This is a genomic window from Modestobacter sp. URMC 112 (genome assembly GCF_053502575.1).
Genome location: NZ_CP199957.1, coordinates 1,946,986 through 1,962,394 on the forward strand (window position 1 = coordinate 1,946,986; position 15,409 = coordinate 1,962,394).

At 72.3% G+C, this 15,409-nt stretch carries 12 protein-coding genes; 4 read left to right on the forward strand and 8 right to left on the reverse strand.

Annotated elements, in window-relative coordinates; all coding sequences use genetic code 11:
* Positions 1-5: 5 nt before the first annotated feature.
* Together ACWIX6_RS09155 and ACWIX6_RS09160 are read right to left on the reverse strand one after the other, a co-directional pair.
* The gene (locus tag ACWIX6_RS09155) at positions 6-860 is read right to left on the reverse strand and encodes a 3-hydroxyacyl-CoA dehydrogenase family protein (protein WP_448616531.1); all 855 of its coding nucleotides are present in this window, start codon (positions 858-860) and stop codon (positions 6-8) included.
* Positions 857-2,101, reverse strand: coding sequence for a thiolase family protein (locus ACWIX6_RS09160; RefSeq protein ID WP_448616532.1), 1,245 nt, complete (start codon positions 2,099-2,101; stop codon positions 857-859). Before ACWIX6_RS09160 ends, ACWIX6_RS09155 begins: the two co-directional genes overlap by 4 nt.
* Before the next feature lie 372 nt (positions 2,102-2,473).
* Between ACWIX6_RS09160 and ACWIX6_RS09165 the strand changes: the two genes are divergently transcribed.
* Positions 2,474-3,589, forward strand: a complete 1,116-nt coding sequence (locus ACWIX6_RS09165; RefSeq protein ID WP_448616533.1) for a class II histone deacetylase — start codon at positions 2,474-2,476, stop codon at positions 3,587-3,589.
* Positions 3,590-3,654: 65 nt separating this feature from the next.
* Here the strand turns inward: ACWIX6_RS09165 and ACWIX6_RS09170 are convergent, their stop codons facing one another.
* Complete coding sequence (locus ACWIX6_RS09170) at positions 3,655-5,436, reverse strand: ABC transporter substrate-binding protein (protein WP_448616534.1); 1,782 nt, start codon at positions 5,434-5,436, stop codon at positions 3,655-3,657.
* Positions 5,437-5,550: 114 nt separating this feature from the next.
* On the opposite strand from ACWIX6_RS09170, the gene ACWIX6_RS09175 reads away from it, so the two are divergent.
* The 3 genes from ACWIX6_RS09175 to ACWIX6_RS09185 all read left to right on the forward strand — a co-directional run bounded on the left by ACWIX6_RS09175 (position 5,551) and on the right by ACWIX6_RS09185 (position 9,059).
* Entirely contained in the window at positions 5,551-6,429 is an 879-nt protein-coding gene (locus tag ACWIX6_RS09175) for a nitrilase-related carbon-nitrogen hydrolase (protein ID WP_448616535.1), read from the forward strand.
* Positions 6,430-6,446: 17 nt separating this feature from the next.
* Positions 6,447-7,289 (forward strand): polysaccharide deacetylase family protein, encoded by an 843-nt coding sequence (locus ACWIX6_RS09180; protein ID WP_448616536.1) that lies wholly within the window; start codon positions 6,447-6,449, stop codon positions 7,287-7,289.
* A 75-nt stretch (positions 7,290-7,364) separates the two neighbouring features.
* Positions 7,365-9,059: an amidohydrolase gene (locus ACWIX6_RS09185; protein WP_448616537.1), complete on the forward strand. Its 1,695-nt coding sequence runs from the start codon at positions 7,365-7,367 to the stop codon at positions 9,057-9,059.
* Between the two features lie 32 nt (positions 9,060-9,091).
* On the opposite strand, the gene ACWIX6_RS09190 is transcribed toward ACWIX6_RS09185, so the two are convergent.
* The 5 genes from ACWIX6_RS09190 to ACWIX6_RS09210 all read right to left on the reverse strand — a co-directional run bounded on the left by ACWIX6_RS09190 (position 9,092) and on the right by ACWIX6_RS09210 (position 15,327).
* Positions 9,092-9,712 carry a TetR/AcrR family transcriptional regulator gene (locus ACWIX6_RS09190; RefSeq protein WP_448616538.1) on the reverse strand — a complete coding sequence of 207 codons (621 nt, stop codon included), beginning with the start codon at positions 9,710-9,712 and terminating at the stop codon, positions 9,092-9,094.
* 24 nt (positions 9,713-9,736) lie between these two features.
* On the reverse strand, positions 9,737-10,279 hold the full coding sequence (locus ACWIX6_RS09195) for a hypothetical protein (RefSeq protein WP_448616539.1): 543 nt from the start codon (positions 10,277-10,279) through the stop codon (positions 9,737-9,739).
* Between the two features lie 4 nt (positions 10,280-10,283).
* On the reverse strand, positions 10,284-11,765 hold the full coding sequence (locus ACWIX6_RS09200; RefSeq protein ID WP_448616540.1) for an APC family permease: 1,482 nt from the start codon (positions 11,763-11,765) through the stop codon (positions 10,284-10,286).
* A 67-nt stretch (positions 11,766-11,832) separates the two neighbouring features.
* Positions 11,833-13,806 (reverse strand): primary-amine oxidase, encoded by a 1,974-nt coding sequence (locus tag ACWIX6_RS09205; RefSeq protein WP_448616541.1) that lies wholly within the window; start codon positions 13,804-13,806, stop codon positions 11,833-11,835.
* Between the two features lie 453 nt (positions 13,807-14,259).
* The gene (locus ACWIX6_RS09210) at positions 14,260-15,327 is read right to left on the reverse strand and encodes a DNA polymerase domain-containing protein (protein ID WP_448616542.1); all 1,068 of its coding nucleotides are present in this window, start codon (positions 15,325-15,327) and stop codon (positions 14,260-14,262) included.
* Positions 15,328-15,409: the final 82 nt, after the last annotated feature.

A 15,409-nucleotide genomic window follows, 5' to 3' on the forward strand; every position in this document is an offset into this window, starting at 1 on the left:
TCCGCTCAGGCGTAGTCGTGGAAGCCGCGGCCGGTCTTGCGGCCGAGCTCCCCGGCGGCCACCTTGTCACGCAGCAGCTGCGGCGGGGAGAAGCGGTCGCCCAGCGTGCTGGCCAGGTACTCGGCGATGGCCAGCCGGACGTCCAGCCCGACCAGGTCGGTGGACCGCAGCGGGCCCATCGGGTGCCGGTAGCCCAGCTCCATGGCCGCGTCGATGGCCTCGGCGTCGGCGACGCCCTCCTCCAGCATCCGGATGGCCTCCAGGCCCAGCAGGACGCCGAGCCGGGAGGAGGCGAAGCCGGGGGAGTCGCGGACCACGACGTCGGTCTTGCCCAGCGCCCGCACCCACCCCCGGGCGGTGTCCACCACCTCGGGGGCGGTCTCCGGCGCCACCACCACCTCGACCAGCTTCGACGCCGGCACCGGGTTGAAGAAGTGCAGCCCCAGGAACCGCGCCGGGCGCCGCAGCGCGGCGGCCAGCTCGGTCACCGACAGGGAGGAGGTGTTGGTGGCGAGCACTGCGTCCGGTCCGACGGCGGACTCGGCGGCGGTCAGCACGGCGACCTTCACGTCGGCCCGCTCCGGCACCGCCTCCACCACCAGGCCGGTGGCCCGTTCGAGGTCGGCCGCGGAGTCGACCAATGTCAGCCGGGACAGCGCCGCCCCGACGTCCCCGGACAGCTTCCCGCGGCGGGCGGCCTCCTCCAGGCCCTCGGCCACCCGGCCGCGGGCGGCCTCGGCGGCCGCGTCCCCGGCCTCCACCACGGTCACCCGCGCGCCGGCCCCGAGGAACACCTGGGCGATGCCGGCGCCCATCCGGCCACCACCGATCACGCCCACCCGGGAGGGGACGGCGCTCACAGCGTCTCCACCAGCATCGCCACGCCCTGACCGACGCCGACGCACAGCGTGGCGAGGCCGCGGCGGCCATTCTCGCGCTCCAGGCGCCCGACCAGGGTCACGAGCAGGCGGGCGCCTGAGCAGCCGAGCGGGTGGCCGAGGGCGATGGCGCCGCCGTCGGCGTTGACGATCTCCTCGTCGAGCTTCAGCCGCCGCAGCACGGCTATCGACTGGGCCGCGAACGCCTCGTTGAGCTCGACGGCGTCCAGGTCGTCGATGGTCCAGCCGGCCTTGGCGAGTGCCTTCTCCGTGGCCGGGACCGGCCCCAGGCCCATCACGTTGGGGGCCACGCCGGCGCTGGCGCTGACCACGATCCGCGCCCGCGGGGTCAGGCCGTGCCTTTCGACGGCCTCGGCGCTGGCGAGGACCAGCGCGGCCGCGCCGTCGGACAGCGGCGAGCTGTTCCCGGCCGTCACGACGCCGCCGGACCGGAACACCGGCCTGAGCTTCCCCAGCGTGTCCAGCGACGAACCCCGGCGTGGGCCCTCGTCGGCGGTGACCTCGACGGTCTCCTTCCTCCCGCGCACCGGCACCGGGACGATCTCCCGCTGGAACCGTCCGGCGTCCTGCGCGGCGAGTGCCCGCTCGTGGCTCCTGACGCCGAAGGCGTCGCACTCCTCGCGGGTGAGGCCGTCCAGGGCGGCGATCTCCTCGGCGGTCTCGCCCATGGACAGCGTGACCTTCCGGGTGCGCGGGTCCTCGGGGCGTTCGACGGCCTCGTCGTGGGCGGTGAAAGCGGGGTTGGTGAACCGCCACCCCAGGGCGGTGTCCGTCACCTCACCGGGCTTCGCCCACGGGGCGCCGGGCTTGGCCATCACCCAGGGGGCGCGGGTCATCGACTCGACCCCGCCGGCGATCGCCAGGTCCAGCTCGCCGGCGCGGATGGATGCGGCAGCGGAGGCCGTGGCGGTGAGGCCGGAGGCGCACAGCCGGTTGGTCGTGTACCCGGGCACGGTGTCCGGCAGGCCGGCGAGCAGCACGGCCATCCGGGCGACGTCGCGGTTGTCCTCTCCGGCCTGGTTCGCGGCGCCCAGGACGACCTCCTCGACGGCGTCGGCCGGGGCGCCCGAGCGGCGCAGGACCTCCCCGACGACGAGGGCGGCCAGGTCGTCGGGGCGGACGGCGGCGAGGGCGCCGCCGTAGCGCCCCTGGGGGGTGCGGACGCCGTCGACCAGGAAGACCTCGGGGTGCTGGCGGGACATGGTGGCTCCTCGTGCGAGCTGGGAGTCGGTGACGTCGGCGGGTTTCCCGACCGATCGGTCAGTATTTCGTCGACGAGTGTCGCGCACGGCAGCGGGCAGGGGCAACCCCCGGCGACCGGTCCGCGGCCGGCGCCGGCGTGACGCAGCCCACCATGCCGTCGTATCGTGCTGCCCTCACCGACCCTCCGGTGAGGCGACGGCATCCGATTCCGTGCACCTGCGCCGGCCGACCGCGTCCTCACGGGCTGCCGACGGCGTACCGCGGCGTCGCCGCCGCCCGACCGACCGCCCAGAACTGCGCGGGAACCCACCGAGCCCTGCCGGGGACGGCTCAGCCGTCCTGTCCTGTCCGACTCAGAGGAGGCACCCACCATGTCCACCGGATACCTGTGGCACGAGGTCTTCGGCTGGCACGACACGGGGAGCGGGACGCTGTTCCCGGCCGACCCGTTCAGCGGGCACCAGCCGATCACGCACCACGTCGCCCACCCCGACACCAAGCGCCGGATGCACGAGCTGATCTGCGTGTCCGGCCTGATCGACCATCTCACCCGGGTCCAGGGCCGGGAGGCCACCGAGGCCGAGCTGCTCCGCGTGCACACGAGCGAGCACGTCGAACGCATCCAGCGAGACAGCGAGCAGCCCAAGGGCGGTGATGCCGGGGACGGGATCTCCCCGTTTGGGAAGGGCGCCTACCGCATCGCCGCGCTGGGTGCCGGCAGTGCCATCGCGATGACCGAGGCCGTCGTGAACGGCACGGTCGACAACGGCTACGCCCTGGTCAACCCCGCAGGGCACCATGCGCTGCCGGAGACCGGGCTCGGCTTCTGCATCTTCAACAACGTGGCCATCGCCGCGCGGCACGCGCAGGCGGAGCTGGGCATCGAGCGCATCGCGATCGTCGACTGGGACGTCCACCACGGCAACGGGGCGCAGGCCATCTTCGCCGAGGACCCGTCGGTGCTCACCATCTCACTTCATCAGGACCGCTGTTTCCCGCCGAACTCCGGGTTGGTCACCGACCGCGGTGAGGGGGCCGGCCGGGGATACAACGTCAACATCCCGATGCCGGTGGGCACCGGGGACGGCGGTTACCAGTACGCAGCGCAGACGGTCATCGGCCCCGCGTTGGAGGCGTTCGCGCCGGAGCTGGTCATCGTCGCGTCAGGGTTCGACCCCAACGCGATGGACCCGCTCGCCCGTCAGCTGGTCACCACCCGTGGGTTCATCACGCTCACCGAGACGGTGATGGCCGCAGCGGAGCGCTCGGCCCAGGGTCGCCTGGTGCTCGTGCAGGAGGGCGGGTACAGCCCCGTCTACGTGCCGTTCTGCGGGCTGGCCACCATCGAGACCCTCGCCGGCGTGCACGTGATGGACGACGGCATCCTGCCCGTGGTCGGCGGCATGGGCGGCCACGACCTGGAGCCGCACCAGAAGGCGCTGGTCGACGAGGTGGCGCAGTTCGTCGCGGACATCCACCCCTCCTGAACGGCCCCACCGGTCCCCGGCGGTGCCGCTGTGGACGTCGGGGCGTGGCGGAGCGTGGCCGGCGGTCAGCGGGCCGGTGCCCGGAAGGCGGCGTCGGCGTAGGCGCTGGGCGCGATGATCCGGTGGCCGCCGTCCTGCACCTGGAAGACCAGGTGCGCCTGGGAGATCGAGGCGTCGGGCGTCGCGTCGGGAAAGGCCAGCCCCGTCTGGCCGGCGCCGCCGAGGTGGTACGCGCCGTTCACGCCCCGGTGGACCTCGCCACGCAGCGCGGCGCCGACCTCGCGGAAGTCCCGCGGCGACTGGCACCGGCTCCACGCCGAGGAGAGCAGGCGCGTCATGTCGAAGTGGATGCCGGAGCTGGACATCCCCGGTTCCCGGCCGAACCTCGCGCGGAACCGCTCGCCGAACTCGCGACCGAACCGGTCGCGGTAGACGCCGGTCACGGTCGCCCACAGGAGCCCCTCGGCCGCGGGGCCGGCCTCGCCCAGGAAGGAGGAGACGGAGGGGGAGTACAGGGCGTACAGCAGGGCGCCGGTGGGCTCTTCGGACAGCCGGCGGACGGCATGGGCGAGCTGCGAGGGCACGAAGCAGGCCAGCATCACCGCGGCCGGTTCGATCGACTGGATCTGCTGCAGGGCCCGGGCCCAGTCCGGGCGCAGGAGGTCGATGCGTTCCACGCTCACCTGCCAGCCATGCCGCTCCGCGGCGTCGGCGGCCTGCGCAGGGTACGTGGTGAGACCGGGAACGGTGCTGTCGATGACCAACAGCCGGCGGGACGTCGGCTGCCAGGCCCCCGTGTCGCGCAGCTGCGTCATGCACCGGACGAAGCCGAGGCCGTAGGTGGACTCCGGAGCGCAGACCTGGAACACGTTGCCGAACCGATCGGGTTCGTCGGCGACGAGGGCGGCGGCCGTGGCAGACGTGGAGTGGTGCAGGACGGGGCACCCCGCCGCCGAGACCACCTCGAGCTGGGCGGCCAGGCCCGTCCGGTCGCGGTCGAGGAGATAGCCCATCGTGACGGCGTCGACGTCGGCGTCGACCAGCGTCCGCAGCGCGCCCGCGACGGCGCCCGGCGCAGTCAGGTCTGCCCGGACGGGCACGTGCTCGACCCGTCGGCCGGCCACCCCGCCCCTGCGGTTGAGCTCCTCGACGGCGAGCAGCGCACCACGCTCCATCTCCAGCCCGTCGGCGCTCCACTCCGGGTTGGCCGGGTAGACGGCGCCGATCACCAGCGGACGCCGCGCGAGGGTCCGGCGCTGCGATGTGCCGGCCGGCTCCAGTGCCGGACCGGTCCACTCGACGGCGTCCTCCAGCGCCAGCAGGGCGAGCGGCGCCAAGCCCTCGGTCCCACCGGATGGGAGGGGGAGCGCCAGCAGGGACCGGTCCACGGCCAGCGCGGCGGCGGCGGCCCGGGTCGGCACACCGAGCTTGAGGAGGACCCGCTCGATGTGCGTCGCGACGGTCCGGCGCGTCACACCCAGACGGTCGGCGATGCCCGGATTGGTCAGCCCGCAAGCCAGCAAGGTCAGCACCTGCAGTTCCCGGTCGGTCAGCTCCTCGACGTCCACGCGGTCGAGAGGGGTGATCTCGGCGACGCAGCGCATGGGCGACCGCCGGGACGCGATGTCGACGCGGCACGGCCCCGCGCCGGCAGCCTGGCGGGAGCCGTCCTGGCCCAGCCAGACGAAGCGGAGCGGAGGGACCGGCGTCTGCCGGGCCGCGGCCCGCAGGTAGTCGATGAGCCGGCCTGTGCCGTGCAGCCCGTGCGCGGGCCGGACGCGTGGTGATCCGGTGCGGTCCACGACGACGGTGGCGGTCGAGCTCCCGTGTCCGGAGGGGGCACCCACCGGCGCAGGGTAGCCCCGGCGCCCCCCTCACAGGTCGGTCATCCGACCGAGGCGGACCCTGCGGCGCACGGCCCAGCATGGCGGTCAGGAACCCAGTCCGTGAGGAGAGCGCAGATGCCCCGAGTCGCCGGATGCACGTCGGCATTCCGCGAGGTCGGCGACTTCGACCAGTTCGCCGACCACGTCCGCGAGCTGCTGGACCGGGCGGCCGGCGCCGACCTGGTCGTGCTGCCGGAGTTGGTCACCTTCGAACTCATGACGGCTGTGCCGGGCTGGCGGGACGCGACGGACCTGTCGCCGGTCCTCGCCACGGCCGAGTTCGCGGACAGGTACCGCGACTTCGCCTCCACGGAGGCCGCGCGCCGCGGGCAGCACCTGCTGGCCGGGTCCCACCTGGCGCGGACCGGAGACGGCCGCCTGCTGAACGTGGCGCCGCTCTACGGCCCGACCGGGGCGCTCCTCCACGAGCACGCCAAGACCCACCTGTTCCCGGCGGAGGCATCCCTCGGTGTCTCCGAGGGCGACGAGATGCACGTCCTCGAACTGCCGTTCGCCGTCGTGGGCGTCAACACCTGCTACGAAGCGGAGATCCCCGAGTGCTCGGCCGCCCTCGCAGAGCAGGGCGTGCAGGTGGTGTTGAGCCCGTCGATGACCTTCACCCGGGCCGGCTTCTACCGTGTCCGCCACTGCCTGGCGGCCCGCGCGATCGAGAACCAGGTCTACGCCGTCCACGCCGGCGCGGCCGGTCCGGCGCGGGGACCCTGGCCCGGGAGTTGGGCGGCCAGTTCGGTCCTCGGGCCGTGCGACGTCGGCTGGCCCGACGACGGGGTGCTCGCCGAGACCCCGCCCAACCTCGACGCCGTGGCGATCGCCGACCTCGACCTGGAGCGACTGGCCGAGAACCGCAAGACCGGTGCGGCGACGACCTATGCCGACCGCCGCCGCCGGGCGGAGCGCTACCGCGCCTGGCCCTCGCATCTCACCGTCCGCTGACGACCTCGGAGCCGACCATGCCCACCACACCCACCGTCTGCCTGACCTTCGACTTCGATGCCATCTCGGTGTGGCTGGGGAGCTTCGGCTCGGCGACACCCACGTACGTGTCCCGCGGCGAGTTCGCTGCCAACGTGGCCACTCCACGCATCCTCGACCTGCTGGAGCGAGAAGGCGTGACCAGCACCTGGTACATCCCCGGACTGGACGTCGACACCTATCCAGATGTCTGCAAGCGCATCCGGGATGCCGGCCACGAGATCGGCCACCACGGATACGCGCACGAGGGACCGACGAGCCTCGACGAGCCAGCCGAACGCGCCGTGCTGGAGCGCGGTCTCGACGCCTTGGACCGCGTGCTGGGCGTGCGACCGTCCGGTTACCGCTCGCCGGCGTTCGACCTGTCGCCGAACTCCACCCGGCTGCTCCTCGAGTACGGTTTCGCCTACGACAGCAGCATGATGGGCCGGGACTTCGAGCTGTACCGCTGCCGGACCGGCGACGTGGTCCATACCGACCGCGCTGTGGAGTTCGGCCCGGAGATCGACCTGGTCGAGGTGCCCGTCTCCTGGACCCTCGACGACTTCCCGTTCATGGAGTTCGCGCTCGTCCCGCCCATGCTCGTCCCCGCGTCGACCGACGTGGAAGGCCTGGCGCAGCGCTGGCTGGGCGACCTGGACTTCATGGTCGAGGAGATGCCGCACGGCGTCTTCACGCACACGTTCCATCCCCAGTCGATCGGCCGCGCCGGCCGCATCCGCATCCTCGAGCGGGTCATCCGCCGGGCCAAGGAGCACGGCGCGCAGTTCTCCACGGTGCAGGGCGCCGTCGACGTCTGGAAGGCCCCGGTCCCAGCCTGACCTCCAGCGCGATCGTCCGCATCAACCATGATCAGGTCCGGCCGTTTCGCACCGGCCGCCCAGTGGGGAGCAGCAGTGCCAGACGCCGAACTCGTCTTCACCGGTGGCAAGGTCTTCACGGTCGACGAGTCGTTCTCGATCGCCGAATCGCTCGCGGTGAGCGGTGGGACGATCGCCGCCGTCGGGACCGACGAGGCGGTGGCCTCCTGGATCGGTCCGGGGACGGAGGTCGTAGACCTCGATGGCCGGTCCCTGCTCCCAGGCATCAACGACTCGCACCTGCATGCCATCGCCTTCGGGCTGGACACCCCTCCGATGTCCCTGGACCTGTCATACCCCACGGTGACGTCGATCGCCGACATCCGCGACAGCGTCCGGGAGGCGGTTGCGGCCGCACAGCCGGGGGAGTGGATCGTCGGCACCGGTTGGGACGACGGGTACCTGGACGAGTGCCGCGCCGAGCCCGGCAGGCTGCCGCACCGGGCGGACATCGACGACGTCTCCCCGGCCAACCCGGTCTTCCTTCAGGACTACTCGCGGCACACCACGTGGGTGAACAGCCATGCCCTGGCGCTGTCCGGCGTCGACGAGACCACACCCGTACCGCCCGGAGGCGTCGTCGACAAGGACGAGGACGGCGCGCTCACCGGCATCGTCCGGGAGGGAGCGCAGAGCCTGGTGCAGAACGCTCTGCCCCGGCTCACACGCGAACGGCGGGAGCAGGCGATCCGCTCAGCCGTCACCACGCTGCAGCGGCTCGGCATCACCAGCATCACGGACCCTGCGCTGGGTCCCGGCGGAGAAGCGTTGGCCGGCGGAGCGATGGGTTCTGAGGGCCTCGAGGTGTACGCCGAGCTGGCCGCCCGCGGGGAGCTGGGCGTCCGGGTCGGCGCGCTGCTCCTCCCGACGGGGATGTCCGGGTCCGCGGCGGAGTTCCGGGAGGCGCTGCCGGGCATCGAGGTGCCGCCGTCACCGGACCCGCGCCGCTTCACCGTGCTGGGCGTGAAGGTGTTCGCCGACGGGATCCCGCCCAGCGGGACCGCGTGGATGCACGACGAGTACGTGGACGGAGGGCACGGCTCACTGTGCGTCAGCGGGTCCACCGACGACGAGCGGGTCACCGAGCTGACCGGGATGATCATGGCCGGGCACGCGGCCGGTCACCAGGTCGGCGTCCACGTCACCGGGGACCGCGCCATCGACGCCGTGGTGGACGCGATGGTCGCGGCGCAGGAGGCGCACCCCCGGGAGGATCCGCGCCACTACCTCATCCACGGTGACCTGGTCAGCGAATCCACGATGGCCCGGATGGCTGCGCACGGCATCGGGGTGAACATGAACCCCACGATCAAGTGGACGATCGCCGACCTCGAGGTCGGCGTCATCGGCCCCGATCGTGCGGCGTACGAGTGGCCCTACCGCGCCGCGTTGGCGGCCGGTGTCACGGTGATGAGCAGCTCCGACGCTCCCGTCACGTCGCCCGACTGGCGCCAGGGCCTCGCCACGATGATCCTCCGCGAGGGCAAGGCCAGCGGCGCGGTGAGCGGTCCGGACCAGCGCATCGGTCTGGAGGACGCCCTGCGGACCTACACCCGTAACCCGGCCTGGCAGGACTTCGCCGAGGACTGGAAGGGCACGCTGGAGGTCGGCAAGGTGGCCGACCTCTGCGTCCTCGACGCCGATCTGCAGACCATCGACCCGCACGACATGCCCACCATGCGGGTCGTCATGACCGTCCTGGACGGACGAGTCGTCCATCGGGGGCAGTGAGCCGGAACGTCCGGTGCCGTCTGGGTGCTGGCTCAGCCGCCGTCAGAGGAACAAGACACCGGCCGGACGCGGAGTCCGGTGAGGAAGTCGTCGAGCACCGCCGTCTGGCGTTCGGGGGTGTTGTGCCGGGGGGAGAAGCAGGCGTTGATCTGCAGACCCATGGTCAGGGCCAGCACCGCGTCGATGACGCGGTCGTCGGGGCGGTCGGCGTCCAGCTCGCCGGCGGCGCGGGCCTGCCCCAGGTACATGCGCATCTCCTGGCGCCAGGTCTCCATCGACGAGTCGTAGAACTCGACCAGGGGAGGCTGCCCGGCGGCGTAGTCCCAGAAGCCGATGACCACTCGGGCCTCGGCCAGCCGGAGCTCGTCGAGCGGCATGATCTCCAGGCAGAGCAACCGGAAGGCGGTCAGGCCACCCTGGTCGCCGATGGCCTCCCGGGCGCGCTCGTTCGTCGCGTCGAACGCCCGCTGGAACGCCGCCCGCAGCACGGACTCCTTGTCGGGGAAGTAGCGGGCCAGCGCACCGTTGGCGTACCCGGCCTCGGCCGCCAGTTCCCGCATGGTCACCGCGATGAAGCCCTTGCGGACGATGAGCGACCACACCGCCTCGATGATCTCGGTGCGACGGGCGGCGTGGTCGACGAACTTCGGCACGGGGCTCCTCGGGGTGTGCGGGTGTCAGGCGACCATCGTCGCCATCCCGGCCAGCATCATCAGACCGCCGCCGGACCGCACCAGGCCGGCGCGACGTCGCCCGTCGCCGCCGTGCCCGCCCTCGGCCCGGTCGGCCACCGACGGCCAGGTGCACACCCGGACCAGCAGCCAGCAGGCCAGCACGGTCAGTGCGAGGCTGAGCCCCGTGCCGATCCCGGCCGCCTGCACGGCCGCGTGGGCGTGGGCGTGCGCCGTCCCGCCGGTCGTAGATGAGCCGGACGGGACGGCAGCCGAGGTCAACGCGATCAGCGCGGCCATCGCGACGGTGTCCGAGCCGCCGGCCCACCGGTCCTGGGTCGAGGGGAGGGCGCGCAGTTGCCAGCCGAACACCACCGCCAGCGTCACCAGGGCGACCGGCAGGCCCGCCGGGGCCGCGACCGGCAGGCAGGCCAGGAGCATCGCGGCCAGCCCGACGGCGTGCGGGACCCAGAAGCGGGGGTGGCTGGGGAAGTGCCCGGCCATGGCCAGGGCGGCACCCATGCCACAGACGGCCAGGTGCGTCGTCATCCCGTCAGCCCACGATCGAGCGCAGCGTGTCGCGGCGGTGCCCCTGCCGGGAGAGCGCGGTGCCCCAGGCCAGCCCGACGAGGAAGACGACGAACGGCAGGAGGACCAGCGTCCAGCCGGTCGCGCTGAGGACCCACGCCGTCACGGTGGGGTCCACCCCCTCCGGCACCGTGCCGGCCAGCAGGCCGAAGCGGCTCACGAGCAGGTACAGGCCGGTCAGCAGACCGAGCCCGGCCAGGATCGGCGCGGCCAGCGTCGACCACCGGGGGCCTCCGCGCGTCCTCCTGAAGTGCACGAGCACGGCGACGCAGACCAGGATCTCGACCAGCACCACAGCGATCACCGCCATGGCAGAGGTCCAGTAGAAGAGGTTGAGCACCGGGTCCAGACCGGCGACGGCGAACAGGAGGATCACCGCGCCGGTGATCGCGCTGGTGACGACCGAGCCGAGAGCCGGTGCTCCTTGGCGGTTGGTGTGCTGCAGGGCATGGGGCAGGACTCCGGCACGGCCCAGCGAGAAGAAGTAGCGGGCGGTGCAGTTCTGGAAGGCCAGCAGGCCGGCGAAGAGGCTGGACACGACGAGCCAGCTCATCACGGTTGCCAGCCAGCTGCCGACGTACGTGGTGGCCACGGCGAACAGCACGGCGGCCGGGTCGGCGAGCGGGACGCCGTCGACCGAGGAGATCTCGAGGACCTGCTCCACGACCCCGTCCGTGCCCAGTCCACTCACGACAGCCCACGAGGCAGCGGCGAATATCGCCGTGATCAGGCCGACGGCGACGTAGGTGGCCCGTGGGACGGTGCGCTCGGGGTCCTTGCTCTCCTCGCCGTAGATCGCGGTGGCCTCGAACCCGATGAACGAGGCGAACGCGAAGGCCAGGGCGATGCCGGCCGAGCCGGCCAGGCCGCCGGCGAAGACGCTGGCCGGGGAGAAGGACGCGGCCAGGCTGGCGCCGTCCGGTCCGCCACCGTCGGCCATGACGGCGATGGCGACCACGGCCAGGCTGAGCAGCTCGAGCACCATCAGCAGGCCGAGGACCTTGGCGCCGACGTCGACTCGGAGCACCGAGAGCCCCAGGACGAGCGCCCAGGCGATGAGCGTCCAGAGCCACCACGGTGCGGCGATCCCGAAGGTCGCGTTGAGCTGACCGGCGAGCAGACCCCCGAAGAACCCGTAGATCGCGAGCTGGATCGCCAGATAGGCGAGCACCGACGTCAGTGCCGAGCCGACGCCCGGCGCGAGGCCGAGACCCCGGCCGACGTAGGCGAAGAAGGCGCCGGTGTTGGTGACCACCCGGCTCATCGCCGAGTAGGCGGAGCTGAAGAGCAGCAGCACGATGCCAACGGCGACGTAGGCCCCGGGGACGCCCGCCCCGTTGCCGGCTGCGATGGCGACCGGGACGCCGCCGGTCATCCCGACGAGAGGCGCGGCAGCCGCGACGACGAAGAAGACGATGCCCAGGACGCCGAGCCGGCCAGAGGACAACCGCTCGTCCGGGGCATCCCCACTGCTCGGGGCCGATGGTCCCGTGGTCGCAGACGGGGCCAGGCGCTCACTCACCGGAGGCCGCCGTCCCGAGGTGGTGCCCATCGGTGCGGGTCGAGCCGGCGCAGTGCGCCGACGTGGAGGCGGGCACGTCCAGGGTGGGGTTCTGGTCGAAGAAGCCGACGGGCTTGAGCTTGAAGCCGGTGTAGTCCACCGGCATGATCGGCCAGTCCTCGGGCCGGGGCACGTGGGTGAGCCCGAAGGTGTGCCAGAGCACGATGTCCTGGCCGTCGATGTCCCGGTCGGCCGCGACGTATTCGGGCAGCCCGGAGCCCCCGCTGTGCTGGTTGACGAAGTCGCCGGCCGCGTAGCGCTCGGCCGCGTCGTACCGGGTGACCCAGAGGTGCTTCGTGGCGAACGCCGCGCGGCTGGCGATGGAGGACGCCGGGTCGGACAGCAGCGTGGGCAGCCCCTCCGGGACCAGGGCGTACCCCACCGGCTGACCGACGCGGTTCCGCCGCTCCGGGTTCACGACGTGCCACACCCGGTTCTTCGCCGGGTCGGCGTTCCGCTGCCCGGCCGCCTCGGTGGCCAGCGGGGTGTGCGCGACCGTGAACGCGTTGCCGCGCTCGTTGCCCGGGCCCATCGCGACCCGGACGACGTCGACCTCCTCCACCCGGTTCGCCGGACCGTCGACGGTCATGTCGAGCCGGGCGCTGAAGAGGTGCTGGTGGAACGGCGCGCCGAGACCGGGGGCGATGTGGGACGCGTAGGCGTAGTCGTCACCGGAGTGGGCGGAGGTGAAGACGACGCCGGTGGCCTTGGCCTCGAACTCGATGGTGCCGTCGAGGTAGAGGTACCAGTAGAAGCCGTAGTCGTAGTTGCCGACCGTCGTGAAGAAGGAGACGACCAGCCGCCGTTGCCGGCGGGTCTGGGAGGAGCCACTCCACAGGTCGGTGTGCTTCCACAGGATCCCGTAGTCCTCCTCGTGGATGCAGACCGCGTTGGGCAGCGTGCGCGGGTTGCCGCGCTCGTCGGCGATGACGGCGTCCAGGTAGGTGATGTCGCCGAGGCAGTCGCAGCCGAGCTCGAGGGCGTTGGCGTACCGGCCGACCAGGTACTCGCCGGTGTCGAAGTAGTTCTGCCAGGAGCGCACCGGGTTGGGGTCGGCGTAGGGGACGACCATCTCGGCGATCGAGGCGCGGTGGACGATCGGGCGGACGCCGGCGCCTTCGTCGAAGCCGATCTGGTGCAGCACGAGCCCCTCGCGGGTGTCGAAGCCGACCCGCAGCGACCACTTCTCCCAGGTGAGCAGGTTGCCCTCGAGGGTGACGCTGGAGCCCTGCGGCTGGGTGATCTCGATCGGCTTCTGCGTGGTGCGGGCCGGGCCGCTGACCGCGGGGTCGTCGTAGTTGCCCGAGCCGGTGGGCACCGGCACGACGCCGGTGTCGATCACCCGGTCGACGACCTTGTTGATCGTGTCCACGTACCCGACGAGGCCGTCGATCGGGTGGGCCCACGCGGAGTCGTGCGGGTTCTCCTGCAGGAAGGCCAGGCCGCGCAGCACGCGACGGCCCGCCTCGTCGGGGTACTCCGCGAAGCTGCCGGCCGACAGCGGGGCGACGCGCACCTGGGCGACGTCGAGGTCCCGGGCGGCGAGCGCGGCCAGCCAGCGCTCGTCGGTGGACAGCAGCTGCTCGACCAGCTCGAACTCCTCGTCCAGCACCGGCAGCTGGCCGGAGGTGGCGGTGTCCAGCTCGACCGCCGAGACCACCTTGCCGGCGGTGACGTCGACGACGACGTCCCGGGACACCTGGGACGCCAGGTCGAGCAGGAGCACCCGGAAGTGCCGGTCCACCGGCCGGCCCGGCTCGTACCGCAGGACGGCGTCCTTCGCCGGCTCCTCGAGGCCGACGTAGACGAAGCGGGTGCTGTCGGCCACGAGGCCGGCCTCGGCGGTGATCCGCCGGACCTCCTCGATCTCCTGGGACACGATCGGGTCCAGGGGATGCGTCCGCTGGAGCTGCTGGAGGGTCGTCATGGCTGCCTCTCGGATCGTCTACAGATGTTGACGAAAACGGATGTGCGCCGAAGGGATCGAGGCGCGGGGGGTGTGCCGAACAGGGTGCCTCAGATCACGCGCAGGCGGAAGCCCGTTGTGTGATGTTTCTGTCAGTTCGCGCCCCGCATGTTCCCCAGGGGCGCGGCCACGCCAGGGCAGGGGCGCGGTCCGCGGGTCCGGCAGGTCTGCGCCGGGTCGGGCAACCGCTCGGCGATCGTGTACGTCCGGCCTACTGGAGAATCCGCCCTTTAGGCGCGGTCGGTCAGTCAGCGGGCTAGTGTTGGACGCTCTGCTGTAGAGCCCGATCTTCCGCGGTGCCTCGGGAGCGGCCCAGCCGCCCGCAGGAGCAACCGGAGGAAGACTGCAGGTGCCCTGCAGGACGTGAGTTGTCTGTCGAACGAGGCCTGTGCTTCCCTGGCGTCGAGCGCCAGATCATCCGTCCGCGCTGGTGGGACGCTTGGCCCGGCTCGGCTGGACTCGCATCGGCTCGCCCGGCATCTTCGGGTAGTCCGGGGGATAGGGCATCTCGCCCAGCCCGAGGTCCCGCTCCTGCCGGTCGGCCAGCTCGAGCAGCGGCTCGATGCCGAAGGCGTGGTCGGCCAGCCCGGCGTGCCGGTCACCGACCTCGCGGAACCGCGCCGGCATGGTGAGCACGTCGAAGTCGAACGGCGAGACGTCGGGCAGCTCGTCCCAGGTCAGCGGCGCCGACACCGGCGCGTGCGGCTTCGGCCGGATGGAGTAGGCGCTGGCGATCGTGCGGTCCCGGGCCATCTGGTTGTAGTCGATGAAGATCTTCTCGCCGCGCTCCTCCTTCCACCAGTTCATCGTGACCCGGTCCGGGATGCGGCGTTCCAGCTCCCGCCCGAAGGCGATCACCGCCCGCCGCACCTCCGGGAAGGTCCAGCGCGGTTGTATGGGCACGTAGACGTGCACCCCGCGCCCGCCGGAGGTCTTGGGCCAGCCCTCCATGCCGAACTCGTGCAGCAGCTCCCGGACGTGCGGGGCCACCCACACGGCGTCGGAGAAGTCGGTGCCCGGCTGCGGGTCCAGGTCGATCCGGATCTGGTCGGGCTGTTCGACGTCCCCCTTCGACACCGGCCACGGGTGGAACGTCAGCGTCCCCAGGTTCGCGCACCAGGCGACGACGGCCACGGAGTCCGGCGCGATCTCGTCGGCGGTCCGCCCGCTGGGGAAGGTGATGTGCGCGGTCGGCACCCAGTCGGGGGCGTTCTTCGGGACCCGCTTCTGGTAGAACGCGTCGCCGGTGTTGTCCACCCGGGTGGACAGCCGCGCCCCTTCGAACACCCCGCCCGGCCAGCGCTCCAGCGTCGTCGGCCGGTCCCGCAGCGCGAAGAGGATGCCCTCGCCGACGGCGACGAAGTACTCGACGACGTCGATCTTGCGGATGCCCCGGTCGGCGAAGTACGGCTTCTCCGGGCTGCTGACCCGGACCTCGTGCCCGTCCACCTGCAGGACCACGGCGTCCTTGCTGCTGGCCATGCGGCTCCGTTCCTCCGGCGGTCGACCGGTCGCGCCGCTCGCGCGGCCGGTCGTGGGGTAGGCAGTGTGCCCGCTGCGGTGC